The sequence below is a fragment of the Cohnella cholangitidis genome (assembly GCF_014107495.1).
Taxonomy (GTDB): Bacteria; Bacillota; Bacilli; order Paenibacillales; family Paenibacillaceae; genus Cohnella; species Cohnella cholangitidis.
Genome location: NZ_CP041969.1, coordinates 5,187,660 through 5,213,111, shown reverse-complemented (window position 1 = coordinate 5,213,111; position 25,452 = coordinate 5,187,660). Strand labels below are relative to the sequence as shown.

25 protein-coding genes and 1 other RNA gene are annotated in these 25,452 nt (G+C 50.9%); 7 read left to right on the top strand and 19 right to left on the bottom strand.

The window, feature by feature from the left end:
- Positions 1-314 precede the first annotated feature (314 nt).
- On the top strand, positions 315-770 hold the full coding sequence (locus FPL14_RS24030; protein WP_182300113.1) for a MerR family transcriptional regulator: 456 nt from the start codon (positions 315-317) through the stop codon (positions 768-770).
- A 42-nt stretch (positions 771-812) separates the two neighbouring features.
- On the top strand, positions 813-1,496 hold the full coding sequence (locus FPL14_RS24025; protein WP_182300112.1) for a zinc metallopeptidase: 684 nt from the start codon (positions 813-815) through the stop codon (positions 1,494-1,496).
- A gap of 74 nt (positions 1,497-1,570) precedes the next feature.
- Here FPL14_RS24025 and FPL14_RS24020 read toward each other — a convergent pair whose 3' ends face one another.
- Positions 1,571-2,473 (bottom strand): glutamate biosynthesis transcriptional regulator GltC, encoded by a 903-nt coding sequence (locus FPL14_RS24020; protein ID WP_182300111.1) that lies wholly within the window; start codon positions 2,471-2,473, stop codon positions 1,571-1,573.
- A 110-nt stretch (positions 2,474-2,583) separates the two neighbouring features.
- Between FPL14_RS24020 and tpx the strand changes: the two genes are divergently transcribed.
- Positions 2,584-3,096, top strand: coding sequence for a thiol peroxidase (tpx, locus tag FPL14_RS24015; RefSeq protein ID WP_182300110.1), 513 nt, complete (start codon positions 2,584-2,586; stop codon positions 3,094-3,096).
- A 78-nt stretch (positions 3,097-3,174) separates the two neighbouring features.
- Here tpx and FPL14_RS24010 read toward each other — a convergent pair whose 3' ends face one another.
- From FPL14_RS24010 to FPL14_RS23995, 4 genes are all read right to left on the bottom strand, one after another.
- On the bottom strand, positions 3,175-3,555 hold the full coding sequence (locus FPL14_RS24010) for a DUF1499 domain-containing protein (protein ID WP_182300109.1): 381 nt from the start codon (positions 3,553-3,555) through the stop codon (positions 3,175-3,177).
- Between the two features lie 82 nt (positions 3,556-3,637).
- A non-coding RNA gene (ssrS, locus tag FPL14_RS24005) (6S RNA) lies at positions 3,638-3,820 on the bottom strand.
- Positions 3,821-3,857: 37 nt separating this feature from the next.
- Entirely contained in the window at positions 3,858-4,652 is a 795-nt protein-coding gene (locus FPL14_RS24000; protein ID WP_182300108.1) for a YesL family protein, read from the bottom strand.
- A 41-nt stretch (positions 4,653-4,693) separates the two neighbouring features.
- Complete coding sequence (locus tag FPL14_RS23995) at positions 4,694-6,319, bottom strand: degradosome RNA helicase CshA (protein WP_229263645.1); 1,626 nt, start codon at positions 6,317-6,319, stop codon at positions 4,694-4,696.
- A gap of 185 nt (positions 6,320-6,504) precedes the next feature.
- On the opposite strand from FPL14_RS23995, the gene FPL14_RS23990 reads away from it, so the two are divergent.
- Positions 6,505-7,332 carry a YitT family protein gene (locus FPL14_RS23990; protein ID WP_182300107.1) on the top strand — a complete coding sequence of 276 codons (828 nt, stop codon included), beginning with the start codon at positions 6,505-6,507 and terminating at the stop codon, positions 7,330-7,332.
- Between the two features lie 110 nt (positions 7,333-7,442).
- A complete protein-coding gene (locus FPL14_RS23985; RefSeq protein ID WP_182300106.1) occupies positions 7,443-8,606 on the top strand; it encodes a putative glycoside hydrolase in 1,164 nt (387 codons plus the stop codon).
- Positions 8,607-8,689: 83 nt separating this feature from the next.
- Here the strand turns inward: FPL14_RS23985 and FPL14_RS23980 are convergent, their stop codons facing one another.
- From FPL14_RS23980 to FPL14_RS23915, 14 genes are all read right to left on the bottom strand, one after another.
- On the bottom strand, positions 8,690-9,637 hold the full coding sequence (locus tag FPL14_RS23980; protein WP_182300105.1) for an NUDIX domain-containing protein: 948 nt from the start codon (positions 9,635-9,637) through the stop codon (positions 8,690-8,692).
- A 128-nt stretch (positions 9,638-9,765) separates the two neighbouring features.
- Entirely contained in the window at positions 9,766-10,986 is a 1,221-nt protein-coding gene (locus FPL14_RS23975) for a MerR family transcriptional regulator (protein ID WP_182300104.1), read from the bottom strand.
- A 101-nt stretch (positions 10,987-11,087) separates the two neighbouring features.
- Positions 11,088-12,038 (bottom strand): ABC transporter permease, encoded by a 951-nt coding sequence (locus FPL14_RS23970; protein WP_182300103.1) that lies wholly within the window; start codon positions 12,036-12,038, stop codon positions 11,088-11,090.
- 4 nt (positions 12,039-12,042) lie between these two features.
- A complete protein-coding gene (locus tag FPL14_RS23965; RefSeq protein WP_182300102.1) occupies positions 12,043-13,119 on the bottom strand; it encodes an ABC transporter permease in 1,077 nt (358 codons plus the stop codon).
- Positions 13,116-14,645, bottom strand: coding sequence for an ABC transporter ATP-binding protein (locus FPL14_RS23960; protein ID WP_182300101.1), 1,530 nt, complete (start codon positions 14,643-14,645; stop codon positions 13,116-13,118). Before FPL14_RS23960 ends, FPL14_RS23965 begins: the two co-directional genes overlap by 4 nt.
- A 137-nt stretch (positions 14,646-14,782) precedes the next feature.
- Positions 14,783-15,904 carry a BMP family lipoprotein gene (locus FPL14_RS23955; protein ID WP_182300100.1) on the bottom strand — a complete coding sequence of 374 codons (1,122 nt, stop codon included), beginning with the start codon at positions 15,902-15,904 and terminating at the stop codon, positions 14,783-14,785.
- 62 nt (positions 15,905-15,966) lie between these two features.
- Positions 15,967-16,788 carry a purine-nucleoside phosphorylase gene (locus tag FPL14_RS23950; protein WP_182300099.1) on the bottom strand — a complete coding sequence of 274 codons (822 nt, stop codon included), beginning with the start codon at positions 16,786-16,788 and terminating at the stop codon, positions 15,967-15,969.
- Between the two features lie 53 nt (positions 16,789-16,841).
- Positions 16,842-18,143, bottom strand: a complete 1,302-nt coding sequence (locus tag FPL14_RS23945; RefSeq protein WP_182300098.1) for a pyrimidine-nucleoside phosphorylase — start codon at positions 18,141-18,143, stop codon at positions 16,842-16,844.
- 40 nt (positions 18,144-18,183) lie between these two features.
- Positions 18,184-18,855, bottom strand: coding sequence for a deoxyribose-phosphate aldolase (gene deoC, locus FPL14_RS23940; RefSeq protein ID WP_182300097.1), 672 nt, complete (start codon positions 18,853-18,855; stop codon positions 18,184-18,186).
- Positions 18,856-18,857: 2 nt separating this feature from the next.
- The gene (locus tag FPL14_RS23935; protein ID WP_182300096.1) at positions 18,858-19,814 is read right to left on the bottom strand and encodes a DNA-binding transcriptional repressor DeoR; all 957 of its coding nucleotides are present in this window, start codon (positions 19,812-19,814) and stop codon (positions 18,858-18,860) included.
- 178 nt (positions 19,815-19,992) lie between these two features.
- Positions 19,993-20,193, bottom strand: a complete 201-nt coding sequence (locus FPL14_RS23930; protein ID WP_182300095.1) for a DUF3906 family protein — start codon at positions 20,191-20,193, stop codon at positions 19,993-19,995.
- 92 nt (positions 20,194-20,285) lie between these two features.
- Positions 20,286-21,254, bottom strand: coding sequence for a 6-phosphofructokinase (gene pfkA, locus FPL14_RS23925; RefSeq protein WP_182300094.1), 969 nt, complete (start codon positions 21,252-21,254; stop codon positions 20,286-20,288).
- A 30-nt stretch (positions 21,255-21,284) separates the two neighbouring features.
- The gene (locus FPL14_RS23920) at positions 21,285-22,364 is read right to left on the bottom strand and encodes a tetraprenyl-beta-curcumene synthase family protein (RefSeq protein WP_182300093.1); all 1,080 of its coding nucleotides are present in this window, start codon (positions 22,362-22,364) and stop codon (positions 21,285-21,287) included.
- A 22-nt stretch (positions 22,365-22,386) separates the two neighbouring features.
- Positions 22,387-22,731 carry a hypothetical protein gene (locus FPL14_RS23915; protein ID WP_182304132.1) on the bottom strand — a complete coding sequence of 115 codons (345 nt, stop codon included), beginning with the start codon at positions 22,729-22,731 and terminating at the stop codon, positions 22,387-22,389.
- Between the two features lie 183 nt (positions 22,732-22,914).
- On the opposite strand from FPL14_RS23915, the gene FPL14_RS23910 reads away from it, so the two are divergent.
- Positions 22,915-24,213 (top strand): multi antimicrobial extrusion protein MatE, encoded by a 1,299-nt coding sequence (locus tag FPL14_RS23910; protein ID WP_182300092.1) that lies wholly within the window; start codon positions 22,915-22,917, stop codon positions 24,211-24,213.
- Between the two features lie 30 nt (positions 24,214-24,243).
- On the top strand, positions 24,244-25,404 hold the full coding sequence (locus FPL14_RS23905) for an MFS transporter (protein ID WP_182300091.1): 1,161 nt from the start codon (positions 24,244-24,246) through the stop codon (positions 25,402-25,404).
- Positions 25,405-25,452: the final 48 nt, after the last annotated feature.

Below are 25,452 nucleotides of genomic sequence, written 5' to 3'. Positions count from 1 at the left end.
ATACGGTTTTCGTAAATAAATTCAATAATTACACCAAAAATCTAACATTAACATTGTAAATAGAGTTTAATGTTAGGATTCTGACCCTATTTTCACTAATCTTTGGCGTAGACTCTCCTGTCTTATGCATTCTACGCATCTCTTCGTACAGCGGATACCTCACATCTCTATAAATAGTGTTAGTTAATATTCCACACCCTTGGCAAATCGTTATAATAACAGCAATCATGAGCCTAAGTAACACGTTTGACTGTACGGTTATCCTTTCGGTATGATAGTACAATAAAGCTACAAGCAGGAAAGAAGGTGAATCGATGCGCAACGGATCGATGAATGCCCCACGCCTGTACCGGATTGGCGAAATTTCCAATTTGGCCGGCATTAGCCCTCGCACAATCGATTATTACACCGGCTTGGGACTGTTGGCGCCAGCCAAAAGATCGACCGGGAATTACAGGCTTTACGACGACGAAACCCTTACACGCATAAGGCGCATTGAACAATTGAAAGCACAGAAATACTCATTAGAAGAAATCCGCGAGCAATTCGCTTCCGTAAGCCGGGTAGTACCGGACGAAACCGTGACGCGCAAGCTTTCGGATCTGCAGGCCCATCTCGCCATGCTGGAAAGGGAAGTCAAGGAATTAGAACCCGTTCTTGAGCAATTGAAGCCTCAACAGGCTAAACGACTCTTCCGTGCCATCACGCCGCAAACAGCAGCTTGCGTAGAAGCGCTTCTTCTTCTTTTGGGGAAAAGTAACTTCATGTAAAGCAAGCAACGACTTAAACCAGCAACGCGGAGGGATTACATCATGTTCTTTCACCCGATGGATTTTCTGATTATTATCGCTTTTGTCCTGTCGCTATGGGCTCAGTTCAGAGTCAAGAGTACGTTTAACCGATGGTCCGACGTGCGATGCGCAAGCGGCTTGACCGGCTACGAAGCGGCCAGGCGAATGCTTGATCGCAACGGATTGCACGATGTTCCGATCGAACCGGTACCCGGAAAGCTTTCGGACCACTACGACCCCGTTAGCCGAATCGTGCGCCTATCTGAACCCGTGTACTATGAAAGCTCGATTTCCGCCGTATCCGTCGCTTGTCACGAAGTCGGACATGCCATACAGCACCAGAACTCCTATCCGATGCTGGTGATGCGCCACAAAATGTTTCCGGTCGTTCGGCTCTCGTCGGGAATAGCCCCCTTTCTGCTCATCGCGGGATTTCTATTCCACTCGATGAACTTGATCGGAATCGGAATTATCTTCTTCGCTGCCGCGGTTGCTTTCCAGCTCGTCACGCTGCCCGTCGAATTTAACGCCAGCTCGCGCGCTCGCGACTTGATGATTGCCGAAGGATTCATTACGCAAGAGGAAGAACGCGGAGTAGCGAAAGTATTAAACGCCGCCGCTCTAACTTATGTAGCCGCCGCGCTGATCGCCCTGCTCGAGCTGCTCAAATATATTATGATTTTCGCGAACAGCAATCGGGAATGAGCAATCCCCTATAGACGCAAAGAAGCCCCGTCGGTTGAGCCGACGGGGCTTCCTCTATTTCCATGGCGATATTCTCAAAGAGATTTATATTGGTGCTTGAAGAAGTCGAGCAAGAACGCATGGAACATCTGTACGACAAGCGGCATCTTCTCGCCCGTTCGCCGAATAAGCCCGATCGTACGGGTAACGCGGGGCTCGCTGATCTTGACGACGGCAGGCATCATCGAGCTCGTCTCGTACATCGCCATTTCAGGCAGCAGGCTCACGCCCATGCCTGCCGCTACAAGGCCGCGAATCGTCCCCGCCTCTTCTCCCTCGAAGCCGATCTTCGGCGTAAACCCGGCTTCCTTGCAGGCTTCCCAGACGATCGGCCGCAATGAGTACCCGGCGCTGTAGATAACGAAGGTTTCATCCTTAAGCTCGTTAAGGTTAATCGATTCCTTCATAGATAGCCGATGCGAATCGGGCAATATCGCGAATAGCTCCTCCGTTAGCACGACCTCCCCCGTTACTTGCTCGCTGGTCTCCGGGAACGGCGAAATGAAGGCGATGTCCACTTCCGCGTCGACGATATCCCGAATCAAGGAAGGGTACATTCCCTGGCGGAACCTGAATTTCACGTTCGGATGCTGCTTGCGGAACGCGGCAACGACTTGGGGTACAAGGTGGATACCTAAGCTATGAGGAAATCCGAGCCTGATTTCGCCGACCTCGGGATCCAGGAACTCATGAATTTCCATGACCGCCCGATCCAAATCGCCGAGCAAAGCTTCCGCGCGTCGAAGGAACAATTGTCCGACCGGAGTCAATTGAACGTTACGTCCCCGCTGCATGAATAGGCGAATGCCAAGCTCTTCCTCCAGCCTGTGGATTTGCCTGCTGACCGCGGATTGGGCCACGTGCAGTTCTTCCGCTGCTTTCGTAACGTGTTGCAGTCTCGCGACCCTCACGAAGTATTCCAGTTGCCTAAGTTCCAATTCCCTATCCCCTTCCACGCCCATCCGCTTGTTCCAATGATTGGACAATGGTATTCGTAAACGATTATAATGATTACTGCAAACCTTATCAATGAAGGAGGATTATATTCATGTCCCAAGAACGCGCAGCTACACTTAAAGGCAACCCTATTACCCTTATCGGTCCCGTGTTGAAAGCAGGAGATTCCGCTCCCGATTTTACTCTTAACAAAAACTTGCTCGAAACGTCTTCCCTGTCCGATTACGCCGGTAAAGTCAAACTCATCAGCGTCGTCCCTTCGATCGACACGGGCGTATGCGATGCGCAAACTCGCCGCTTCAACGAAGAAGCTTCCAAATTGGGCGACAACGTCGTGATCATCACGGTGAGCGCCGACCTTCCTTTCGCGCAAGCGCGCTGGTGCGCTGCAGCGGGTGTCGATCGCGTGTTCCTGTTGTCGGATTACAAAGAAAACAGCTTCGGTAAATCCTACGGCGTATTCATTAAAGAACTCCACCTGGATATGAGATCGATCTTCGTCCTCGACGGCAACAACCAAATTACATACGTCGAGGTTTTGAACGAAATGACTGAACATCCGAATTATGAAACAGCGCTTGCCGCTGTCAAAAGCTTGATCTAAACGGGATTGCGAATACAACAAAAGCGAGGTTAGGCCAACCGCCTTCCTCGCTTTTCTTATTGCACGGGCAACATTTATCTAAACTTTGTATGAGGACAGCTTGCGATCCAATACGCTATAAATTTCTTGAATAATGCGGTAATTCGCACCCAGATCCCCAAGCGATCCCCGAGATGCCGAATAGATGTCTACCGCCGAGTTGCCCGGGCTTGTACCGACGATCTGGATCGTGATATCCATCGTACGGCCGGACATCGTTTTCTTCTCCATGACGATCTCGCCGACCGTCTGAACCTCGTGCAGAACTTTGTAGCCCTTCATCTTCTTGAGGATGGAACTAACCTCGTCCCAAGCACGATCTTTCGAAAGGCGATAGTAATGAGATTTAAGCTTCGGATCTTTGGCCTTATCACTCGTATGTTCGTGGCTGCGGATTAATCCAATCAGCAATCGCTTCAATGCTCTCTCTCCCTCCGGGTACCCATGGCGCGCTACCTTCTATCTTACCACGCCTAACCCGGGGATTAAAGTCCAAGGATAGAGAAAACCCGCCATTGCCGTCCGACGTGCATGTTTCTGAACCTGCTTTGGCAGGTGGGTGCCCGCAGCCCAGCTTTTGACTTCCCTTTTCGAGGGCATGTCAGCCACTTGGCAATCTAGAGCTCCCTGGAAACAAACATTGGTTCAAAACATTAGAGCGTCGTAACGCACAAGGCAGGATTATTCTCATTATAAGCAGGTGGATAAGAAAAGTAAAATGGCTAGCTCTGGGATTTCTTCTCTTCTTCCTCATCGGATTCCTTGTCGGTTTCCGTTTCGGAGTCCGCTTCCGTCTCGGCTTCTTCCTTAAGCAGCATCATTTTCTGGATGACCAGATTGAAGTTGTAGAAAGTATACACCGCAATGATACTTCCGAAGAAGAACGGGAGCAGGAACGTAAATCGCGTGCTTATGAATAGAACGGCCACTGCTCCGATCGCCATAATAATGGAACGAATCGGGCGTCCGATCGTCAGAATAAGGGCGTTCTTAAGCAACTGAACCGTTTTCATATGAAAATGCGATAAAAGCGAGAAGAAGTGCAACAAAGATATCAGCAACAACACCATCAAAGCGATAAATAAGTACGCGAGCAATTGAAATCCGGTCATTTGTTTCAAATAAACCTGGAAATCGATGATTAGTATCGCGAACAACAACGCATAGACAATGCCGCCAAGCATCGCTTGAACGTAGTTTTGCTTATAGTTGCGGAAAAAGGTTTTGAAAAGCGGAACGTCCGTATCGCCTAGAACCCATTTCCGGGCGACCGAGAACATCGCCGAGGTCGCCGGAAACAAGGTAAACGGGGCAACAATCGCAAGCAGAATCACTGTTAATTTAAGCGTGTTTGCGTATTCGTCGGGATTCGCGTTGGCCGGTTGGGCCATGAATACCGTGAACAAAACAAACCAAAAAGGTATCGAAGTGAGAAGCCACAATACGTTCGTAACTGACAACCTCATGATCCACTCGGACAGCTTGTAGAAGCCGCCCATCATGCCCCGCATTTCCATGGGGATTCCTCCCTGATGACGTTCGTCAGTAAGCTACTGGCTTAGATTTTAACGAAATCTTCGCTCTGAGAGCGGCTTCCGCGGTATTCTTCCCGGCGCTCTGGACGACCGCCGCGATTCGAATCCCGGTAACTGCTATCATCGCGATTGCTGCTGGAACGATTGCCGCCGTTGTAAGGCTTACGTTGACCGCCGCCATAACCGGAACCGCCGCGGGAATCGCTGCGTCCTTGTCCTTGACGCCAAGAGCCTTGGCCGCTTCCGCCGCCGCTTCCGTATCGACGACCGCTGCTGCTGCTGCCGTAACCGCCGCCGCGGTTGCCTTCGAATTTCCGCTTCTTGGAACGAATCGGATCTTCCGGCGTAAGCTCGATGTTTACGTCTTTCTTGTCGCCGGTCAGCATTTTCATTGCTGCCGCGAGCAGTTCAACGGAATCGTATTGCTCGAGAAGCTGCATAGCCACCCATTTGAACGGATTGACTTCTTCTTCGGAGCGAACGGTGTCCATAATGCGCTCTGCGATAAGTTTTTGTTTGCCTTCCAACGCTTCCGAAAGCGTAGGCAGCAACTTCTTGGAAATCCGGTGTCTCGTTACTTTCTCGATGAAATGAAGATGATCGATTTCGCGAGCCGTTACGAACGACCAGGATGTTCCTTCTTTACCCGCACGGCCGGTACGGCCGATCCGGTGAACGTAGCTTTCCGGGTCTTGCGGCAAATCGAAGTTGATTACGTGCGTTACGCCCGATACGTCGAGTCCGCGAGCCGCAACGTCGGTAGCGACAAGAATGTCGATACTGCCGTCGCGGAATTTGCGCATAACGGTATCCCTTTGGTTCTGCGACAAATCGCCGTGCAATCCATCGCATGCATATCCGCGCTTCATGAGCGCTTCGGACAATTCAGCTACGCGACGCTTGGTACGACCGAAGATGATTGCCAATTCAGGCGGTTCCATGTCCAGCAAACGGCACAGTCCGTCAAATTTCATCCGTTCTTGAATTTCAACGTAATACTGCTGAATCAGAGGCGCGCTTAGCAGCTTCGATTCTACTTTGACATGCTCCGGCTCGCGCAGAAATTGCTGTGCGAGCTTCTGAATGTTCGCCGGCATCGTTGCCGAGAACAGCAACGTTTGGCGTTCTTCCGGAACGAGCTTCAGGATGGACTGGATGTCCTCCATGAATCCCATATCCAGCATTTCGTCCGCTTCATCCAATACGACCGTCCGAACGTCGTCTAGACGGATCGTTTTCCGGTTGATGTGGTCTAACAAACGACCCGGTGTTCCGATAATGATTTGCGGTCTCCGCTTAAGGGAGCGAATCTGACGTGAGATGTCTTGACCGCCATATATAGCCAAGGAACGCAGTCCCTTGAAACGTCCAAGCTTCTCGATTTCTTCCGACACCTGAATAGCTAACTCGCGTGTCGGGGCCATGATCAGGGCAACAATGCGATCTTCCGATGCGGCAATCTTGCTGATCAGCGGTATACCGAACGCTGCGGTTTTACCAGTACCCGTCTGGGCTTGCCCGATCATATCCTTGCCTGCAATGGCAACTGGAATGGCTTTCGCTTGGATTGGGGTCGCCTCTTCAAATCCCATCTCCGATATGGCTTGAAGAACGTCGGACTCCAAACCAAACTCTGCAAATGTGCTCAAACTTTTTCAATCTCCTTCTGTGTTGGGCCTTCAACTTACGGCTTCCAAAAAAATGATCAGTTCATTATAGCACAAACCGGTTTGTAAACTCTAGTCTCAGGAAAAGAATACCATTTCTTTTGAATGATCGTCTTCTCCAAGGGGAACCTAAACGAAGCCCGTTCCGCTTACAAAGGAGTGCTAACATGAAAAGAATTGCCATAATCGGCCCCGTATTTTTGATGATAATCAGCGCCGCCGCCGTCGGCTGCGGCTTTCAATTGCTCCTTATCCCGGAACGGCTGCTAAGCAGCGGGCTTTCCGGCGTCGCAATGATCATAGGCTACTTGAGCGGTTGGAATATCGGCTGGCTGTATTTTGCCCTGAACGTGCCGATTTTGCTCTGGGGATATTTGATTTTAGGGAAAAGATTTATCGCTCTCAGTATGATCACCGTATTGTCGACGGTTTTTTTCCTGCAAGTCATCCCCGAAGTCAAGCTGACCGATGACCGATTGCTGGCTTCCGTGTTCGGAGGCGTGCTCGTTGGGCTTGGCTCCACGGCAGCGCTTCGATTCGGAGGTTCGTCAGGTGGCTTTGACATCATCGCCTCCATTATATCACGTTACAGGAATATACCTATCGGTATTCTAACCGTGCTACTGAACACGATCGTCGTGGCGGCGCTTGGTTATTTGCAGGACGACTGGAATGCCGCCCTATATTCTATGCTGTCGATCTATTTAACGGGAAGAATAATTGATGCCGTGCATACCCCTCATCACAAGGTGACCGCGTTCATCGTTACGAACCGGACCCAAGAGCTGGCATCCCGGCTCTTAAAGCTTCCTAGGGGAGTTACGATCATCAAAACCCGCGGCGCCTTCACGAGCGAGGAACGCGATATGCTGATGACCGTGGCGACCCGGTACGAGCTGGCCGACCTGCGCAAAATGATTAAAGAAATCGATTCGAAAGCGTTCGTGAACGTCGTTCAAACGATCGACGTGATCGGAGATTTCCGCAAAAAATAAATGTTTTCGAATTTCCCGCTATTTTTCCGCAAAATACTACAAAATACCTGTGTCTACTCCTCCCTAAGTCGTTTATAATCTTGTTACAGAGCTGATGGGAGAGAGCATAGATGAACATTTTTATCACGTTTTTCCTCTTTATGAATACGGTATTCGGCGGTCCGCATGCGAGCGGAGATTCGCCAGGGAATCTATGGAAAACCATTCAAACCGGCATGCATTCCAAACCGGCGAAGCCCGATTCGGGCAATGAACCATCCCCTCAGGTTACGGGAGATCCTCAACCCGACGCTCCCATCGTCAAAGGCATTTATGTAACGGCTTACAGCGCAGGCGGAGAGAGAATGGCAAAACTGTTGAACTTGCTGGACAAAACGGAATTAAACTCCATGGTCATCGATATCAAAGACGATCTTGGCAACATTACTTATAAGACGGATAACCCGAAATTGCAGCTGGGCAATCCGCAACCGTACATTAAAGACATAAACAAACTCATGTCCACGTTGGAACAACACAAAATTTATCCGATCGCCAGAGTCGTCGTATTCAAAGACAGCGTACTCGCCAAGAAACATCCGGAGTACTCGTTCGTACAGAAGGACGGCTCACTCTGGCAAAATGGAAACAAAGATAAATTCGTGAATCCTTACCGCAAAGAAGTATGGGAATACAACGTAGAAGTCGCCAAGGAAGCGGCTAAGCTCGGATTCAAGGAAGTTCAATTCGACTACGTAAGGTTCCCGGAAGGCTTCGAGAAAAAGGCGGACGGACTGAAGTTTACGAAAAACGAATTAAGTCGCGTGGATATCGTTACCGGATTCGTCGAATACGCGAAAAAAGAGCTCTCGCCGCTCGGAGTCCGGGTTTCCGTCGATATTTTCGGTTACGCCGCATCCGTTCCGGCCGCTGAAGGAATCGGGCAGGATTTCGTCAAAATCTCGAACGCCGTTCACGTCATTAGCCCGATGATCTATCCGAGCCATTACAGTACGGGATGGTTCAAACAAAAGGATCCGGACAAAGCGCCTTACGCGACGATCAAAGGCGCGATGGACGATACTCACAAAAAACTCGATCCGCTTGGCGACAAGAAACCGATCATCCGTCCATGGATTCAAGATTTCACGGCGAGTTGGTTAGGCAAAGGGCATTATGCGAAATACGGAGCGGCAGAGGTAGAGGCTCAGATCAAAGCACTAAATGACAGCGGAGTACAAGAATATTTGCTCTGGAACGCCGGCAACAAATATTCCGAGAACGCCAAATTCTAAAATCTTTCTTAACGGATATAGCACTCATTCCATACCTAAAAAGGCAAGCAGATTTGTTCGTCTGCTTGCCATTTTTATTGTCGTTATTTAAGTTTGGGAATATCATCTAAATGGGAGTATACGGTCAAGCCCTTCTCCAATGCGATCTTGACCATTTCATCGGCTCCTAGGGAAGGCCCGCCGACTCTCAAGACGGAATCGCAGTGGTCCAATAACCTTATCGAGGAAGGATGGAATATCCGATTGAACACGACGTCGCCTATCTTGCTCGAACCGGCCTTCTCGATTAACGGCAACGCGTACCATTCGCCTAACACCGGCAGATGTCCCGCTTCATATACTTGAAGAGCGATGGCTGTCATAAAAGCTACATTTTCTTCGATTAATCGAGGATCGTCGTTCGTCCCGCTGCGGTAGGGTCCGGCGATAAGAATATGTTGGGATTTCACCGGCTCTATCAAGCGGTTTATCTCGGCATATTGCAGCAGCATAATCGTTTTCGCATCTTTGATGTCGCCTTTCTTCACCATATCCATCGCTTGTTTGAACGGATATTCCAATACTTCGATGTCCTCATGCTCTTCGGCTAATCCGCCGCCTTCCCCGATTTGCATCGACGGCAAATATTCCGCAACATAGAAATGGAGGATTTCCGTCACGGAGCCCGGGGACATATACGCTTCTCCGATTTTGTGCAGACCGGTTACCCGGTAACCCGTCTCCTCCTCCGTTTCCCGCAAAATGCTTTCCTCCGGGCTTTCATTGTCCAGAAGCCCCGCGCAAGCTTCGATCAACAACCCCGTTTCATTACCGTTCACATATGTAGGTAACCGGAACTGCCTCGTAAGGATAACGGTCTGTCGCTCGCGGTTAAACAGCAAAATCGTCGCGCCGTTCCCCCTGTTATAAGCTTCCCTCGATTGGGTTTCCACCGTGCCGTCGCTTTTTTCTTTCGTGAAGGTAACTTTTTTGAGTTCATACCAATCGTTAGACAGTAATTCTTCTTTAATGATGCGTATCTTCGGATTCAAGCTTTATCCCCCTATCCTATACATGTTTTCCATTCGACATCCTTGATTCTAATGCGTTACGTAACGTCACCCGCAACCTTTTATTAATGTCATGCAATAAAAAAAACCGCTCTCGCATAAGAGGCGGTCTACGGATTGCGGTCCTGTCGCTTTCGGTTGGTCCCGCGGAAAAAACCCGAATCTTTCGTGATATAGAAAGGTTTCTCGCTCGTAATCCTTTCATTCAGGAATGCCCTGAACTCGTTAAGCTTCTTGCCGGTTAAGATTTCTCTCGCGTTCATAGGGGTTGAAGTGATGTAGCTTAACAGCGGGATTATGTCGTTCACCAGCAGATGATCTTCGTAACGTACTTCTTTGATCTCCGAAAACCATCCCTCTAAGATCCGAGTCCCGTTATCTAGGTGGAACCGTTCCATCACGGGATCCAGCACTTCCAACTGCGGGTCGAAGGCTCCGACAAGCGTCTCCAACTCCGATAGATGGTCTCTGCTCATCGTCGATGCGAATAAAGCTCCGCCAGGCTTTAACACCCTGACGAGCTCGGCCATCGCTTTCGACTGATCTATAACATGATAAAGCATGTGGTTGGCAATGACCACGTCGAACTCATTGTCATGAAAAGGGATATCTTGTATATCGGCTGCTAGAAATTTGAAATTTCCGCCGGAATGTTCCGTTTTGCCGCGCGCCTCGTTAACCATGCCTTGGGAGATATCGGTCAACGTGATTTGCCAAGATTCCGGAATCCGATCGCGATTGCGCTCCCATAAGGTACCGTCCCCGCAGCCAACCTCCAATACTCTCAAGTTCGGCTGCGTGCCTAAATGTTCGAAAAACCAACGATGCCACCCCATCCGGTTCGCGCTAAACCGATCGTATAAATCGATTCTCGCTTGCAAACGGTTAGCCGTTAAGTACTGTTCGAGCCAACGCCTCTCCGTATTCACGACATCGAAGAGAGCGAATAAAGATTTCCAATCGCCGTCCCCGTTAGTCCCCTCGCATACGCTCATGGCCTCGTCTATCGCTCTAACTACAAAGTTCAAGTGCGCGTATTTAGATAAAATGAATTCCTTCTGCATCCTCAAAGAGTTTAGCAAATCCTGATCCGAAGATTCGTCTTCATGGAGAATCCGTTTCACGTCCACGAGCGACAAACCGATGGATTTTAACGTTTGGATTTTCTGTAGCCTGATAAGATCGCTTTTATTATATAAGCGCGCCGAGGCTTGGTTGATCTGCGATGGAGTCAATAAACCTATCTGATCATAATATCTTAACGTTCTTACCGTGATTCCCGTTTGTTTCGCGATTTGCCCGGTCGTATGCAATTCAACGGTTGGTTTCAATCTCCCTCCCCCTTTCTTTTGCGGCGAAGCAAACAAAAAGCCACATGAATCGGCGGTTCTGAATTCGCCGGCAATTCATGTGGCTGTAAACGTCGATCGGACTATCGTTTGCCTGAATCGTACGGCTCCCCTACCGCCTTAGGCGCTCTTGAGGATTTGGAGAAAACGATCAAAGCGATGAGCGTCACTACGTACGGGAATACCTTCAGAATGATCGGCGGAAACACCGCGAGCGAAGGAATGACCTGAGACACGTTGGCGACCGTGCTGGCGATTCCGAAGAACAAAGTCGCCCCCAGCACGCCTAGCGGCCTCCACTGTCCGAAGATCAAGGAAGCTAACGCCAAGAAACCTAATCCCGCTACGCTTCCGGTAAACTCCCCTGCGTAGGTCACGATGATAATGGCTCCGCCGAGTCCCGCGAAAGCGCCCGAGATCATTACGCCTACGTACCGCATCCTCTTCACGTTGACTCCCGCCGCTTCCGCCGCGTGAGGATGTTCTCCGCAAGCTCTTAGTCGCAGCCCGAACGGGGTCTTGTAAAGGACGAATGAGGTTAGACCGACGATGAACAATACGAGCCATGTTGTTAAATAGGTCTTTGTAAAGATCAAAGGCCCGATGATCGGAATATCGGAAAACCCTGGCATATTAAAAGGCGCGAAGCTGCTGATCCGAATATTTCCGCTTCCCGTCATGTTGCGCGCCAAGAAAATCGTAATCGCTCCGGCAATCATATTGATCGCCGTACCGCTGATGACTTGATCCGCCCTCAAGTTAATACTCGCGAATGCATGCAGAAGAGAGAATATCGCTCCGGCGAGCATAGCCACGAGCAACCCGACCCACATCACGATCGGTTTGTTCGGATATAGAGCCTGCAGTTTGAAAATGGTAAAGGCACCCGCGAAGGCCCCCATGATCATGAGCCCTTCCAACCCGATATTGACGACACCGCTTCTCTCGCTGAACAGTCCGCCTAGCGCGGTTATTAGCAAAGGAATCGTGAAAACAATAGCGTACGGAGCAATCTGCGTTATCGTTGTCCACATACGGCTATTTCACCTTCCCTTCTTGTTCGGCTGCCGATTTCGCGTTGGCCTTGCGACGGATTAACCATCTAACCAACCGCTCGATCAATATGCTCGTAGCGGCGAAATAAATGATGATCGCGATAATCGAATCCGCGATTTCCGGGGGAATTTCGGTCATGGCATTCATAAATCCGCGGCCGGAATACAACAGACCGAAGAACAGCGCCGACAGCAATACGCCGACCGGCGAATTCCCTCCCAATAACGCGACGGCGATTCCGTCGAAGCCTTGCGACGGCAATATTCCGATTTGAATATTCGAAGCGTTCCCCGCGTACAGCGCTACTCCGCCTAAACCGGCAATCCCGCCCGAGATCGCCATGGACATAATGATGCTCCGGTTTACCGCGATCCCCGAGTATTCGGCAGCGTGCCGATTATGGCCTACGGCTTTAAGCTCGTAACCGAATGTCGTTTTGTTAATGACGAACGAGACGATGATAACGATAAGCACGGCTACGAATAGCCCCAAATTGATAAAAGAACCGTCGAACATCTCGGTGAGGAAGTTAACCTTCAGCGAAGCCGACTCCGGCAACGGCTTGGATTCCGTCTCCAGAAACTCGCCCTTCAGGTAAGCAGGAACGGCATAATAGATCGTCCAGTAAGCGATCCAGTTCATCATGATCGAGGAGACGACCTCATGGACGTTGAATTTAGCCTTCAGGAAGCCTGGAACGACTGCCCATAGAGCTCCGCCCGCGAAACCCGCGAGAAGCATCAGAATGAGCAGCAGAGCCTTAGGAAGGTCTACGGTCAATCCGACGGCCGAGGCGCAGAAGCCTCCGAAGAGCAATTGTCCGGCTACGCCGATATTAAACAATCCCGTGCGAAACGCAAATGCGACCGAAAGTCCGCTGAAAATCAACGGCGTAGCCGTAGCGAGCGTATTCCCGATCCTTTCCGGATTTTTAAGCCCGCCTTCGAACAAATAAGAGTAACCCGTTAACGGGTTATGCCCCGTCGCGGCCATCAATACGGCTCCGGCCAACAATCCGAACAATACGGCGATCAAGGAGACGACTATTTTGTTGTTCATGCGCCTTCCTCCTTCTTTACGCCCGCCATCATTAATCCGATCTCGTTCTCGGTCGTCTCCGAGGCTTGTACGACGCCTATCAGTTCGCCTTGGTTAACGACCGCGATCCGATCCGATAAGTTCATGATTTCATGCAACTCAAGCGAGACGAGCAATACCGCTTTGCCGTTGTCCCGATGACCGATCAACCTTTTGTGGATATATTCGATCGAGCCGACGTCCAACCCCCTGGTCGGCTGAACGGCGATTAACAGAATCGGATCCCGTTCGATTTCCCGGCCGATGATCGCCTTTTGCTGATTGCCCCCGGAGAGCGATCTTGCCGCCGATAAAGCGCCTTCACCCGAACGGACGTCATAGCTGTCAATGATCTGACTCGCATACTGTTTGATCGTGGAATGCTGCAAAATCCCATTGCGGGAATACGGCTCGCGATAATACACTTCGAGTACCATGTTCTCCGCCAAAGTATAGTCTAGAACCAAGCCCCGTTTCTGGCGATCCTCGGGGATGTGGCCGATGCCGCTTTCGATCCGGTCGCGAATCGACTTCCCCGTTATTTCTTGTCCGTTCAAGAAGACGCTTCCCGACTCCGCTTTGCGCAGGCCCGTAATCGCTTCGATCAAGTCCGATTGACCATTGCCGTCTACTCCGGCAATGCCTACGATTTCGCCTGCCCGCACCTCCAAAGTGAACTCTTTAAGGCCGAGCACCTTCTTCGCGTTTCTGACGGAAAGCGATTCCACTTTAAGCACGACGTCTCCCGGAACGCTCGGTTTCTTATCGACATCGAAGGAAACCCTTCGCCCGACCATCATTTCCGCCATATCCGCTTCGCTTGTCGAAGCGACGTCTACCGTTGCTATCGTTTTGCCTCGGCGAATAACCGTGCAACGATCGGCGAAAGCTTTGATCTCCTTGAGCTTGTGCGTAATGATAATGATCGATTTGCCTTCGGCGATCAGATTTTTCATAATCCGTCCGAGCTCTTCGATTTCCTGCGGCGTCAATACGGCTGTCGGTTCGTCTAAGATGAGCACGTCCGCGTCGCGGTAGAGGGTTTTCAGAATTTCCACCCGCTGCTGCATGCCTACCGAGATATCCTCGATTTTGGCATGCGGGTCTACGTTCAATCCGTATCGCTTGGATAGCTCTTCGATTTTTTTACCGGCTTTTTGAATGTCTATCCCCAGCCCGAACCATTTGCGAGGCTCGATCCCCATAATAATATTTTCCGTTACCGTAAAATCCTCAACCAGCTTGAAATGCTGATGCACCATGCCGATCCCGAGCTCATTGGCTACGTTCGGGTTGGAAATCCGAACTTCCTTGCCGTTAACTTTGATCGCGCCTCTATCCGCTTGGTACATGCCGAATAGAATGCTCATCAGGGTAGATTTACCCGCGCCGTTCTCGCCGAGCAGAGCATGGACTTCCCCTCGCTTCAAACACAACGTAATGTTGTCGTTCGCGACGATGCCGGTAAACTCTTTCCTGATATTCAGCATTTCCACTACGTAATCCATGAGTATTCCCTCCTATGGACAGGACGAATAATAGTGATATTAGCAAGTTCAACACGCCCGATAAGCCGCCAACGGCTTATCGGGTCTGTTGAACAAAAAAAGACGGAGGTCCCGTCTTTTTTCTATTCAATTGTTGCTTACTTAATCAGGCTGCCTTGCTCGCTTGCAACTTTGATTTCGCCGGATTTCAGCTTTTGGAAGATTTCATCCACTTTCGCGACCGTTTCCGGTTTTAAGTTCGGATTTTCTTTAGGAAGGCCTACGCCGTCGTTTTTAGCATCGAACGTCAACGTTTGTCCACCAGGGAAAGTGCCTTCCGCTTCCGCTTTGATCATATCAAAAGCAACGGTGTCGATTTTTTTCATTGCAGATGTCAGGATGATGGATTTGCCGTCCGCTTTCACGCCGTCTTTGTATTGGTCGACGTCTACGCCGACTACCCATACGTCGGAACGGTTTTTCGCTTCGTTGATCGCGCCGACGCCTACGCCGCCTGCCGCCGCGAAAATCACTTTAACTCCGCGATCGTACATTTGCGCAGCCAGCTGTCCGCCTGCCGCAACGTTATCGAAGCTGCCTTGGTAAATAACGTTCTCGGCTTTGATCGATACTTTAGTGCCCAAGTTCTCGTTAGCATAAGCTAAGCCTTGTTGGAATCCCCAGTTAAACTTCTGAACCGCTGGAATTTCCATTCCTCCGATAAATCCGGCTTCGCCCTCTTTGATTTCAAGCGCGGTAGCGATAGCCGCCAGGAATCCGGATTCATGCTCGGCGAAGAAGACCGAAACCGTGTTTGGTTTGACAACGGGGGTGAAATCGCCGCTGTGCGGTGCGCCGTCGATAATAACGAACTTAGCGTCTTGATATTTATCTTGAGCTTTAAAGATCGCGGTCTCGAATTTAAATCCCGGAGCAAGAATGAATTTGTAGCCCGCATCGTACAGATTTCCGATTTCTTTCGAATAATCGGCCTCTGTCGTTCCTGCCGGCTTCAGATATTTCTCTTTAACGCCTAGGTCCGCAACTGCTTTCAGAACGCCTTCCCAAGTTCCTTGGTTAAAGGATTTGTCGTCGATCGTACCGGAGTCGGTAACCATACCGACTTTAAAGTCGGCTTTCGGGCTTGCCGCAGGCGCGGAGCTGCCGCTTTCCGATGCTGGAGCACTGGAAGAGCTTCCTTCATTATTTTTGTTTCCGCAAGCCGCGAGCACTGTGAATACCATCGTTAGAATAGCCAGCATTACGATTCTTTTCTTCATTCTAGAATGCCTCCCCGATTTCTGATGTTGTCGTGCATGAATCAATAATTACCCTTAAGAGCTTACAATCGCGCAATGATCTCTCTTACCAACGAGATGAACATAGGCTTGGTGCGATTGGCCACCTCGATGACCTGTTCATGGCTTAACGGCTCCAAGTGCTCGCCGATCGCCATGTCCGTCACGCAGGAAATCCCGATGACTTTCATCGCCATGTGGCTGGCCACGATAACCTCCGGAACCGTCGACATGCCTACCGCGTCGCCGCCAAGCTTCCGCAGCATCGTCAATTCGGCAGGAGTCATGTAAGTCGGACCTGTTATTCCGGCATACACGCCTTGCTGAACTTGAATGTCCAGCGACTTGGCCGTTTCGCGAACCAACTCGAGCAATTCCGGCGTATACGTCCTGCTCATATCCGGAAATCTCGGCCCCAGCGCGGGCTCGTTCGCTCCGATAAGCGGATTCGCCCCGGTCATGTTCAAGTGATCCTTGATGAGCATCAAATCGCCGGGTTTAAAGTCGGGATTCATGCCTCCGCAAGCGTTGGTCACGATAAGCTGATCTACCCCCAACGCCTTCATGACGCGGACGGGGAAAGTGACCTCCTGCATGGAGTAGCCTTCATAATAATGAAACCGCCCTTGCATAGCTATGACAGCCTTATTATGGAGTCGGCCTGTCACAAGCTGGCCCGCATGGCCTTCTACCGTCGATACCGGAAAATGCGGAATCGACTCGTAAGGAATCCGGACAGCTTCCGGAATGTCATCGGCGAGCTCTCCCAATCCGGAGCCGAGAATAAGACCGATTTGCGGCTGAACGGATATTTGTGACTGAATGTAGGTTTTCGCCTCTTCCATTCTGTGAAGCAACTGGCCCATTTTCGATTCACCCCCTTTAATAATCTACCCCAAATATTTCATATCTCTATCTTCTATTTCACTTCTCCAACAAGCAGAGGAGGAGGGGTTACCGGTTGATCTTGAATCCGAATCGATTCGTAAATTTTTGCCAATGCTTCAGGCGCCGATTCGGTATTGGAATGGATCGTCGCGATGGATTCCCCTAGCCGTACGGAGTCTCCGATTTTTTTGTGCAATACGATTCCTACCGCCAGGTCGATCACCGATTCCTTAGTCGCGCGTCCCGCTCCAAGCAGCATAGCGGCAAGCCCCATATTCTCGGCGGCTATCGCGGCGACGTATCCCGCTTCCTTAGCCGGAACCTCGATTCGGAACTTAGCCGACGGCAATCGTTCCGGGTGATCCACGACGTCGGCGTCTCCGCCTTGCGCGGCCAAGAAGGTCTTGAACTTGCTTAGAGCTTGACCGCTGGCAATCGATTGCTCCAACAGCTTCCGAGCCTCTTCCTTCGTCGAAGCCACGCCGGACAATACGGCCATATGGCTGCCAAGCGTCAAACATAGCTCGGTCAGATCATCGGGGCCGATCCCCCTTAACGTATCGATCGCTTCCTTGACTTCAAGAGCATTGCCGATCGCATTCCCTAAAGGCTGGCTCATATCGGAAAGCACGGCAACCGTACGGCGTCCGACTCGATTGCCGATGTCAACCATGCATGCGGCCAGCTCCTCGGCTTCGTCCATTTCTTTCATGAACGCCCCGTCGCCGGTCTTAACGTCCAATACGATCGCATCCGCGCCGGAAGCTATTTTCTTGCTCATAATGGAGCTTGCGATAAGCGGAATGGAGTTAACGGTTCCCGTTACGTCTCTAAGCCCGTATAGCTTCTTATCGGCAGGAGTCAGGTTATCGCTTTGCCCGATGACCGCAAGGCCGTTCTGATTAACCAAGTCGATAAAAGTACGATTATCGATTTCGACATGGAATCCCGGAATCGATTCAAGCTTATCGATCGTACCTCCCGTATGTCCTAGTCCCCTTCCCGACATCTTGGCCACGGGAACGCCTATCGAGGCAACCAATGGCGCGAGAACGAGCGTTGTCGTATCCCCTACGCCACCGGTGCTATGCTTATCTACTTTAACCCCGGAAATGGCGGACAAATCGATCGTCTCTCCGGAATGGACCATCGCCATCGTCAAGTTCGCTCTCTCCATCGGAGTCATTCCCCGGAAGAAGATTGCCATGGCCATGGCCGACATCTGGTAGTCGGGTATGGAACCATCCGTGTATCCGCTAATGAGGTTGTTGATCTCGTTTTCCGTCAGCTCTCCGCCATCTCTCTTTTTCGTGATCAAATCGACGGTTCTCATCGCTCTTCCTCCTTGCAGCCTGCTCGTTATGTCATCCCGATTAATACCCTTGCCCGACCCCGCCCGTAACGATCGCTATCGAGGAACTTGCGCCGAGCCTTGTCGCTCCGGCTTGAATCAATTTTCTGGCAATATCCAGATCCCGGACACCGCCGGACGCTTTGATGCCCATCTCCGGACCGACGACGCGACGAATTAACGCGATATCTTCGACGGTAGCTCCGCCCGTGCCGAAACCCGTCGAAGTTTTGACGAAATCCGCTCCCGCTTCCTTGCATAGGAGGGAAGCTTGCCGTTTCTCGTCGTCCGTCAAATAACACGTTTCGATGATGACTTTAACCGGCGCTTTCCCTTTGCACGCTTTGACAACCTCTTCGATATCCCGTTTGACCGCATCCGCGCGACCCGTTTTCAACGCGCCGACGTTAAGGACCATGTCGATCTCGGTAGCTCCGGCAACGATCGCGTCCGCGGCCTCCGCGGCTTTGATCTCCGTCCGGCTCGCGCCGAGAGGAAACCCGATCACCGTCGTTAACCCGACTTGGCTGCCGGCTAGCTCCCTCGCGGCAATAGGAACCCAGTACGGGTTCACGCATACGGTTGCGAACCCGTATTGCTTAGCTTCCGCGCACACCCGGATGATTTCTTCCTCCGTGCTTACCGCGGCCAACAAAGTATGATCTATCAATCCCGCAATTTGTTCTGGCGTCATATTCACTTCTCCTGTGGGTCTATTTTTTTGAGCAAATCTTTCGCCGTAATCTGATCCGTCACTAGCGTGTTCGCGTATCTCCCTTTTAACGCCCCGAAAATCGCGTTCGTTTTGGACGGACCGCCGGCGACGAGAATCGAGTGTTCCTTCGTGCGCAGATCCGCGAGTTCGATCCCGACCGTGCGTTCGTCAAGGCTAGGCAAACAGATTTCGCCGCCGCAGTCGAAATATCTCGAACAAATATCGCCCACCGCTTTCGATTTGATAATCTCCAGCTCGTCTTCGCGCAAATAATTCGAATTGATCAGTACGGAATCCGGCGTGGGGGAGCCCGCTGTGAACACGGCGATGTTGGCCCCTTTCCCCATATCCATGACTCTGCGGATATGACGATCCGTAAGCATGGACTGCTTCACGAGAATATGGTCGACGATTGCCGGCAAATACATAAAATACGGCGTCACGTTAAAGGCTTTGCCGAACAAATGGACGATCTCCGATGGAGAGATATGAACGTCGGCGTCGCTGACGCCCCCGTTCAGTTGAACGACGAAGGAGTTATTCAAAGACTTGGTCTTCAGGTGCAGGGCAACCTGATGCATCGTCGACCCCCAAGAAGCGCCAATCGTGTCCCCATCCTTGGCCAACTCGGTTACGTACGCCGCGGCCGCTTGCCCGATGTATTTTTTCACGATGTGCTCTTCATAGGTCGGAGTATAAGCAATGATTACGTTGTTTAATTGAAATCTGGTTTTCAACATGCTCTTCAGCACTTCGACATCTTCCGTCGGGTCCTTGATCTCGATCGTGACGATGCCTTCCGCCTTCGCTTGTTGAAGGAGACGGGATACCGTCGGCCTCGATACGCCCATAGCGTCCGCGATTTGATTCTGGCTATAATCCAAGTGGTAATACAGCTTGGCCGCTTCGATTATTTTTTTGATTTTGTCGTTATCCAACAAAAGTCACACCATTCGAAGTTCCGATTTTTTGAAATTATGTTCATTCGAAATGAAATTATGTTCTCATACCCGCTATTATAATGGATATTAGATTTCCGCGCTAGGGCAAAATACATGCAAAAACTGACGCCGCGATTCCGGCGTCAGCTTCTTTTACGCTACTATTCCCTTAAAGTTACTTTTCGATCACGTATGCCGTTCCTTTGTTCGCCCGCTTCTTCTCGATCAGCGCAATTTCGCGAATGACCGGAGGAATGACGTAATGTTTCGATAAATTCATTTCGGCCTCTCGCATGACTTCCTCGTCATTGTCTCCCATTACGATCAATACGACTTCCTTATCGGCCAGTTGAACTTCCAATTTATACAGAAACATCTCTAGACTCCTTCGCTGAATAGTAGATAGCAAAGGGACCGACAGGCCGGACCGAACGGTCGTCCTGGGCAGTCCCTCTCATAGACTATGGATTATTGCGCCAAACGCAATGCCAAATTATAAAGATCAAGATTAAAAGACTTCTTGGTCGATATGACCTTCTCGATGTCGGTAGCTACGAATTCGCCTTTGATGATTCCGATTCCTTTGCCAGAATCGCCTTCCAGCAGGCGCTGAACCGCGAAATCGGCCAGTTGGCTCGCCAGAATCCGGTCATTGTGCGTCGGAGAACCTCCGCGTTGAATATGTCCGAGTACCGTTACCCGAGGCTCGATGCCGCTAAACTCCGTAATATTCCTTGCTACTTCTTCCCCGGAGCATACCCCTTCGGCCACGACAACGATCCCGTGCCGTTTGCCCTTTTGGAAATTGTCCTTCATCCGCAAGGAAATCTCTTTAATGTCGAACGGCACTTCCGGAACGAGAATCGCTTCCGCGCCGCTTGCCAATCCGGCGTACAATGCGATATCTCCGCAATGACGGCCCATCACTTCGACGACCGAGGATCTCTCGTGGGAAGTCATCGTGTCGCGAAGCTTGTTGATCGCGTCCACGACGATGCTGACCGCCGTATCGAATCCGATCGTAAAATCGGTGAACGGAATATCGTTATCGATCGTTCCCGGCAATCCCATCGTCTTGATGCCCAGCTTGCTTAACTTGTTAGCTCCTTGGTAAGATCCGTCTCCGCCGATGACGACAAGACCGTCGATCCCATGCTCGCGAAGGACATCGGCGCCGCGCTGTTGGCCTTCCGGCGTCATGAACTCTTTGCAGCGGGCGGTTTGAAGAATCGTGCCCCCGCGTTGAATGATGTCGCCCACGCTGCGCAAATCCATCTGTCTCAGATCTTGGTTAAGCAAGCCTTGATAACCACGTTGCACGCCATATACTTCCAAACCGCGGTACAATGCGCTCCTTACGACAGCACGAACCGCCGCGTTCATTCCTTGAGAATCTCCTCCGCTTGTCAATACGGCAATCTTTTTTACAGCACTCATTTCCAATTCCTCCCGATTATTTCTGTAACTCTACATGACTTTCCTTATCCAATGGCTGTTCAGCCAGAAAAACACCCTAGTCCAAGGGCTTCCCTTCATGAGAAGCTTGGCGGTCTTTCGAACGTCCTGCTGGTCCCTGACTTTCGGGTCCGATAAATAGAGCGCCACTAGACCTTCCACGATCATCCGATGAAAATGTCCGAACGGCAACTCGTCTGCGGACTTTCTTGCCGCCTGCACCATCTGCCCCATCCGATCGTTCAACATCTTCTGGTTCTCGAAATAACTGCAGAAGTTCAAATCCCCGCCGATACGATCCTCCGCCTGGTCGATCAAGTAATCGAGCAGAATATGGAGCCCGCATATTGACGGAAAATAATGATTTCTTATCGATGCGGCTTGCTCTGCGTCAAGCTTAGGATCGCTAGCGGCCAAGAATAGCATGAACATTCCCAGCGTCGACCCCGTCGCCGCCGCGAACTCGTTCCACATCAATTGGGGATAGCGGGAGGAATGTCGCTCCCACCAGCTTAACAGCGCGGGTTCGCGATCGGCTTGGGCGATATGCTTGTATACTTGCAGATCCCCGTAAAGCTTTACTAGCTCTACGACATGCTCCTGCACGAGAGAATAGGCGGGAAGCGCGGCGATGGAGGTACGGCATTGCGCGACAAGAGCGGCTAAATAACCGCTGTCGTCCTGCTCTTCCCTCAAAGCATAGTAATTCGTTGTAATTAACTCGGGAGATACCGCGTCTATCATGCTTTGATGCAGCAAACGGAAATCGTTCGGATCGAGCGATGTGCTCCGATCGCATAGATTATCCAAGTAATCGCTTATCGTCTGCAGAGCGACGATTAACGGAATGAGCACTTGTCTCTGTTCTAAGTTGGCGGCCGCGTACACCCCGCCGCCTTCGCAATGGAACTGTTTGGCGTTCATGCTATCGAGCGCTTGCTTGCGAAGCTCCGGATCCGCTATCGCCTCGGCTCTCGTACGCCACAGGGCCAACTCCGCGCGAACTTCCGGCAATACGTATTTATATACTCTTTTCATCAGCGAAATTGGTCCACTGGGGGCTCGACCCGCCAACAAGGTCTGACTCTTCATTTCAAGGGTCCTCCGCTTTGCTCTATCCGATATGCATTTTGGATTCGTCGTCTATTTCCTGCTGGGTACGGAACCAAATATTCAGATCGTTGATACGGCTTGCCAGATCCGCGATTTCCCCGTTAATCAAGCAGGATAGCGCGAAATCGTCTTCCTCGAACAGCCTTTGCTGTTTGACTCTTATCGCGTCTTCAAACTTCATAATATGATCCGGTATGCATCCGCGAATCATTTCCCATCTCGCCAGAATAGCGGTTTGATGTTCAATATCCAACTCATTCCAATCGCAATCCAAATGAGGAACGGAAATGCCATGCCGCTCGCTGAATTCGAATTGGTTATCGAGCCACCGCTCGGATATCCGCATTGTTTCCACCCGATTTCTTCTTACAGCCTAGCAAAAAGGATCATCCTTTAATTTATCATTTCGGAACGACGAAATCCAGCATTATTGTCTGAATTCCTTTCCCGAAATCCGTCGAATATCTGTTATAATACAAGCTATCTGGACGAACGGACAATGAAAAACATCACCTAGAAGGAGCCAACTATGTCACAAGATAACGGGCCGGTCTCGCTGAGACGGCTTTTCCTATTTTTCATTCCCATGGGCATTTCCGTTCTCTTAATCAACTTAAGCCATGTCATCATTAACGGAACGCTGGCGAGATCCAGCAATCCGGAGATCATTCTGGCCGGATACGCGCTCGCCATGAGTCTGCTCGTCGTAACGGAGAAGCCGGCGGTGCTGTTCCGCCAAACCTGCTCGGCGTTAGTTCGGGATCGCACCTCGTTCAGGGCGGTTAGAAGCGTAAGCTTCTATGTATTCGGAGCGGCTCTCGTCTTCGGAGGCTTGGTCGCTTACACGCCTCTAGGACATTGGATTTTCGGTTTAGCCTACGGAGCCGACCCTATCGTAGAGCAAGAAGCGATCCACGCTTACTTTGCCCTAATGTTCCTATCCGTTTTCTCAGGGATACGCTGCTTGTATCAAGGGGTCATTATCTACAAAATGAGGACGAAGTGGCTGACGATCGCCATGATCTTCCGTCTAACGGGAATGTTTCTTCTATCCCAATATTTCTTGCATGTCGGCGTCGATAGCGCCTTGCACGGCACGATCATCTTCGTCTTCGGAATGGTCATCGAGGCTGCCATCAGTTGGTGGGAAGCTAGCAATCTATTGAAGAAAATGCCGGAAAAAGCGGAAGACTGCGACGTTACGAAACCTAAACAAGTAACGGCGTTCTATAATCCGCTGCTCTATTCCTCCCTGATCGTCGTCTGGCTATTGCCTATTCTGAACGCGCTTCTAGGTACCACCGATAGAGGAACGCTTGCCGTTGCCTCTTTCGCCGTCGCGGGAAGCTTAATGAACCTGATTCTAGGTTTCTTCACCTATTTTCATCAGATCGCTTTGCTGTTCGTCAAATCAAATCCGGCGATCGTCCGCAAATTTACCTTATTATTGGGGTTCATTCCTCCGTTGCTCATGCTCCTGATGGCTTTTACGCCGATCGGGCCTTGGATGTTCTCTCATATTCTCGGAGTCAAAGACGAGCTGCTTACCGCTTGCATTCATGCTTTGCGAGGATTCCTGCCTTTCGTGCTCGTGTTCCCCTGGCTGGATACGTTAAACGGGATTGTCATGGCCAACGGAGAAACGAAGCTGATGTTCGGCTCTCAGCTCGCCAACGCGATCATAACGGCCATCACCATCGTCCTTCTCGTCTTGCTATTGCCTGACTGGAGCGGCGTATTAGGCTCGCTGGCCCAGTCCGCCGGATTGCTCGCGGAGCTGATTTTCCTTGCTTGGCTATTCCGCCGAAGCCACCGGGGAGACAAGTAACGGACTCGTAACCAGAACAGGAGGCATCTAATGGAAAGATCAAATTCGCACCAAGGCCAGTTATTCGTTCTGCGAACGATGCAATTTACGAATTACGCGACGATGGTATTGCTCGTCACTTATTTTCCTTTATATTTCGAGAGTTTAGGATATTCGAAGCTTCAGATCGGGGCGATCTACTCCGTCGGTCCCTTCCTATCCATCATTTCCAATCTCGCTGTCGGCGTCTTGAGCGACCGCACCAAAAATTTGAGGCGCATTCTCAGCTTGCTCTTCACCGTTCAAATCCTTGCTCTGGCTCTATTGTTGCCGCAAAAGGAGTTCGGCATCATGGCCGGAATCATGGCCCTCTTTTACTTGTTCCAGACGCCCATCAACTCCATGATGGACAGCGTGTCCTTGCTCGCCGCCGACCAAATGAAGCGAAGCTTCCCTTCGATACGGATGTTCGGCTCTCTCGGCTACGCGGTGTGCGCGGTCGTCTTCGGGTATATCTTGAAAAGCTACGGTTCCGACCTCACGATTACCCTTGCTTTGTGCGTCATCGGCGTATCGCTGCTCTTTTCTTTTTTCATCGGCAATTATCAAGCGACTTTGAGGAAATTCGAATTCAGCGGCTTGTGGGGACTTCTGCGCAAGAGAGAGACGGTCACCTTCTTCGTGCTCATTATGGTCGTTTCCATTGCCCATCGCATGAACGAAGGTTTTCTATCGATCGCCATGAGGGAGATCGGAGCGGACGACTCCGTCATCGGATACGCCTCGCTTGCTTCCGCCGTCAGCGAGATCCCGATGTTCTTCCTCCTCGCCAAGTTCGGGCATCGGTTTAGAGAGCTGCCTTTGCTGGCTCTGGCAAGCTTTATCTACGTAATCCGGTTAGGATTGCTTAGCTATGCAAGCGAGCCATGGATGATGGTCGCATTGCAGACGATGCACTCCGTTACTTTTGCGATTTTCTATATTACGGCTCTGCGTTGTTTGCAGGCGCTTATTCCCGACGAATACCGATCGTCCGGCCAAGCCGTATTCGCGGTCGTCTGGTCCGGGTTAGCCGGTCTCATCGCCGGCACGCTGGGCGGTTGGTTATACGATACAATGGGACTGTCTTACGTGTTCCGTTCCGGCGCGATCTTCGCTCTGATCGGCGCTTTCGGTTTTCTATTCGTGCATCTTCGCCGCAGCCGACTCTAATCCGCAAGTATGCAAAAACGGGCTTCGCCGTGTTACAACGGCAAAGCC

Excerpts from the sequence above, each read along its gene's own strand:
- FPL14_RS24030 (WP_182300113.1), top strand. The coding sequence starts at position 315 with ATGCGCAACGGATCGATGAATGCCCCACGCCTGTACCGGATTGGCGAA.
- FPL14_RS24025 (WP_182300112.1), top strand. The coding sequence starts at position 813 with ATGTTCTTTCACCCGATGGATTTTCTGATTATTATCGCTTTTGTCCTG.
- tpx (WP_182300110.1), top strand. The coding sequence starts at position 2,584 with ATGTCCCAAGAACGCGCAGCTACACTTAAAGGCAACCCTATTACCCTT.
- FPL14_RS24000 (WP_182300108.1), bottom strand. The coding sequence starts at position 4,652 with ATGGAAATGCGGGGCATGATGGGCGGCTTCTACAAGCTGTCCGAGTGG.
- FPL14_RS23990 (WP_182300107.1), top strand. The coding sequence starts at position 6,505 with ATGAAAAGAATTGCCATAATCGGCCCCGTATTTTTGATGATAATCAGC.
- FPL14_RS23985 (WP_182300106.1), top strand. The coding sequence starts at position 7,443 with ATGAACATTTTTATCACGTTTTTCCTCTTTATGAATACGGTATTCGGC.
- FPL14_RS23970 (WP_182300103.1), bottom strand. The coding sequence starts at position 12,038 with ATGTGGACAACGATAACGCAGATTGCTCCGTACGCTATTGTTTTCACG.
- FPL14_RS23965 (WP_182300102.1), bottom strand. The coding sequence starts at position 13,119 with ATGAACAACAAAATAGTCGTCTCCTTGATCGCCGTATTGTTCGGATTG.
- FPL14_RS23960 (WP_182300101.1), bottom strand. The coding sequence starts at position 14,645 with ATGGATTACGTAGTGGAAATGCTGAATATCAGGAAAGAGTTTACCGGC.
- FPL14_RS23955 (WP_182300100.1), bottom strand. The coding sequence starts at position 15,904 with ATGAAGAAAAGAATCGTAATGCTGGCTATTCTAACGATGGTATTCACA.
- FPL14_RS23950 (WP_182300099.1), bottom strand. The coding sequence starts at position 16,788 with ATGGGCCAGTTGCTTCACAGAATGGAAGAGGCGAAAACCTACATTCAG.
- FPL14_RS23945 (WP_182300098.1), bottom strand. The coding sequence starts at position 18,143 with ATGAGAACCGTCGATTTGATCACGAAAAAGAGAGATGGCGGAGAGCTG.
- deoC (WP_182300097.1), bottom strand. The coding sequence starts at position 18,855 with ATGACGCCAGAACAAATTGCGGGATTGATAGATCATACTTTGTTGGCC.
- FPL14_RS23930 (WP_182300095.1), bottom strand. The coding sequence starts at position 20,193 with ATGTTTCTGTATAAATTGGAAGTTCAACTGGCCGATAAGGAAGTCGTA.
- pfkA (WP_182300094.1), bottom strand. The coding sequence starts at position 21,254 with ATGAGTGCTGTAAAAAAGATTGCCGTATTGACAAGCGGAGGAGATTCT.
- FPL14_RS23920 (WP_182300093.1), bottom strand. The coding sequence starts at position 22,364 with ATGAAGAGTCAGACCTTGTTGGCGGGTCGAGCCCCCAGTGGACCAATT.
- FPL14_RS23915 (WP_182304132.1), bottom strand. The coding sequence starts at position 22,731 with ATGCGGATATCCGAGCGGTGGCTCGATAACCAATTCGAATTCAGCGAG.
- FPL14_RS23910 (WP_182300092.1), top strand. The coding sequence starts at position 22,915 with ATGTCACAAGATAACGGGCCGGTCTCGCTGAGACGGCTTTTCCTATTT.
- FPL14_RS23905 (WP_182300091.1), top strand. The coding sequence starts at position 24,244 with ATGGAAAGATCAAATTCGCACCAAGGCCAGTTATTCGTTCTGCGAACG.